The 2,743-nt window shown below is 62.8% G+C and carries 3 protein-coding genes and 1 pseudogene; all 4 read left to right on the forward strand.

Features of this window, described 5'->3' with window-relative positions:
* Positions 1-75: 75 nt before the first annotated feature.
* Positions 76-1,173 (forward strand): sn-glycerol-3-phosphate ABC transporter ATP-binding protein UgpC, encoded by a 1,098-nt coding sequence (gene ugpC / locus EN984_RS29830; RefSeq protein WP_127270131.1) that lies wholly within the window; start codon positions 76-78, stop codon positions 1,171-1,173.
* A gap of 5 nt (positions 1,174-1,178) precedes the next feature.
* The gene (locus EN984_RS29835; protein WP_127270133.1) at positions 1,179-2,291 is read left to right on the forward strand and encodes a mandelate racemase/muconate lactonizing enzyme family protein; all 1,113 of its coding nucleotides are present in this window, start codon (positions 1,179-1,181) and stop codon (positions 2,289-2,291) included.
* A 9-nt stretch (positions 2,292-2,300) separates the two neighbouring features.
* Positions 2,301-2,630, forward strand: coding sequence for an L-rhamnose mutarotase (locus tag EN984_RS29840; RefSeq protein ID WP_127269444.1), 330 nt, complete (start codon positions 2,301-2,303; stop codon positions 2,628-2,630).
* Positions 2,623-2,743 (forward strand): annotated as a pseudogene (locus EN984_RS39055) (gfo/Idh/MocA family oxidoreductase); the annotation flags it as partial. The gene EN984_RS29840 and the pseudogene EN984_RS39055, both read left to right, overlap by 8 nt.

Consider the following 2,743-nt stretch of genomic DNA (forward strand, 5'->3'; position numbering starts at 1 on the left):
CGCTCACCCTCACCTACGTCGTCCAGAAACACCTTGTCGGCGGCCTGACCTCCGGCGCGGTGAAAGGCTGATACCATGGCAACCGTTACCCTCACCAAGCTGACCAAGCGCTACGGCGCTGTCGGGATCGTGCACGGCATCGATCTCGACATCGCCGACCGCGAATTCATCGCGCTGGTCGGCCCCTCCGGCTGCGGCAAGTCGACGACGCTGCGGATGATCGCCGGGCTGGAAGAGATCAGCGCCGGCTCGATAGAGATTGGCGGGCGCATCGTCAACGACCTGCCGCCACGCTCGCGCAACATTTCGATGGTGTTCCAGTCCTACGCGCTCTATCCGCACATGACGGTGCGCGAAAATCTCGGCTTCTCTCTGAAGATCGCAGGTGCCGCCAAGGAAGACATGGAGCGCCGTGTCGCCGAAGCCTCGGCCATCCTCGGCCTCGACACGTTGCTCGATCGCCGCCCCTCACAACTGTCCGGCGGTCAGCGCCAGCGCGTCGCCATGGGCCGCGCCATCGTGCGCGATCCTGACGTCTTCCTGTTCGACGAGCCGCTTTCGAATCTCGACGCCAAATTGCGCACGCAGATGCGCACCGAGATCAAGAAGCTGCATGCCAAGGTGCAGTCGACGGTGATCTACGTCACCCACGACCAGGTCGAAGCAATGACGCTGGCCGATCGCATCGTCATCATGCGCGACGGCCATATCGAACAGGTCGGCACGCCCGACGAGGTCTTTCGGCGGCCGGCAACCCGCTTCGTTGCCGGCTTCATCGGTTCGCCGCCGATGAATTTGCACGAGGCCACGATCGATGACGGCCAGATGGTTTTCGCCAACGGCGAAAAGCTGCCGCTGCCCGCTCAGTTCAAGGCCAATGTCACGACCGGCGACAAGGTTGTGTTCGGGCTACGGCCGGACGACATCTATCCAACCGGCCATGGCATCAGTTCCGGTGGCGCGGCAGACGTCCACCAGATCGAACTGCCGATCACCGTTACCGAACCGCTCGGGAACGAGACGCTGGTGTTCGTCGAATTCAACGGTACGGACTGGGTGTCGCGCATGCTGAACCCGAGGCCACTCCGGCCGGGCGAGCGCGTCGCCATGAGCCTCGACATGTCGCAGGCGCATCTGTTTGCCACTGAGACCGGAAAGACATTGCGGAGCTGATCGGCATGACCAGAATCGAGAAAGTCGACCTTCGGATGGTGGACCTTGTGCCCAAGGTCAAACGCACCGACGCCATCCAGAGCTTCGTCAGCCAGGAAACGCCGATCGTGACCATCACCGATTCCGACGGCGCGGTCGGCACCGGCTACAGCTACACGATCGGCACCGGCGGCTCGTCGGTGATGCGGCTTTTGTCAGACCATCTGGTGCCGCGCCTGATCGGCCGCGACCCCGACATGATCGAGGCGATCTGGCACGATCTCGAATTCGCCACGCATGCCACCACGATTGGCGCGATCACCGCTATAGCGATCGCGGCGATCGACACGGCACTATGGGATCTGCGGGCCAAGAAACAGAACCTGCCGCTGTGGAAACTGGCCGGCGGTGCCAAGGATCGCTGCCCGCTCTACACGACCGAAGGCGGTTGGCTGCACATCGAGACGCAGGCGCTGGTTGACGATGCGCTAGCCGCCAAGGCGAAGGGCTTTCGCGGCTCGAAAGTGAAAATCGGCAGGCCGCACGGGTCGGAGGATCTTGCGCGCCTGTCGGCGGTGCGCAAGGCTGTCGGCGACGGCTATGAGATCATGACCGACGCCAATCAGGGATTTTCGATCGACGAGGCGATCCGGCGCGCCGCGAGGTTGCGCGAACTCGACCTCGCCTGGATCGAGGAGCCGCTGCCGGCCGACGATATTGACGGACATGTGCGGTTGTCGAACTCGACGCCGACGCCGATCGCGATCGGCGAGTCGCTCTATTCCATTCGCCATTTTCGCGAATACATGCAGAAAGGCGCCTGCTCGATCGTGCAGGTCGATGTCGGCCGCATCGGCGGCATCACGCCCTGGCTCAAGATCGCGCACGCGGCGGAGGCCTTCGACATTCCGGTCTGCCCGCATTTCCTGATGGAACTGCATGTCAGCCTGACCTGCGCTGTTCAGAACGGCCGATACGTCGAGTACATTCCGCAGCTCGACCAGTTGACCGGCAAGCGCCTGCGGATCGAGGATGGCCAGGCGCTGGCGCCCGACGAGCCGGGCATCGGCATCGATTGGGACTGGGACGCGGTCAAGGCCATGAGCATCGCCGAATTCACCACGGCGATCACGAAATAGGAGACGGGCATGCAGCGGATGGGGATGGTTCTGCGACTGAAGCCGGAAAAGGTCGATGAGTATGTCCGCCTCCATGCCGCCGTCTGGCCCGACGTGCTGGCCATGATCTCCGCCTGCAACATCAAGAATTATTCGATCTACCTGAAGCGGCCGGAGAACCTGCTGTTCAGCACTTTCGAATATCACGGCAGCGACTACGAAGCCGACATGGCGAAGATGGCGGCCGATCCGAAGACGCAGGAATGGTGGGCGGTCTGCATGCCATGCCAGGAGCCGCTGGCGACGCGCAAAGAGGGCGAGTGGTGGGCCGAGATGGACGAGGTCTTCCATCATGATTGAAGGCGGTTTCGACCCTGCCTTGCTCGTTCAATCCTGGCCAAAACCCTCAAAACCCCGGCCGATCGTAACTTTCGGCGCCGGATCGATCGTCGGCGACGCGCATTTCCCGGCCT

The sequence above is a fragment of the Mesorhizobium sp. M7A.F.Ca.CA.004.12.1.1 genome, assembly GCF_003997835.1.
GTDB lineage: Bacteria > Pseudomonadota > Alphaproteobacteria > Rhizobiales > Rhizobiaceae > Mesorhizobium.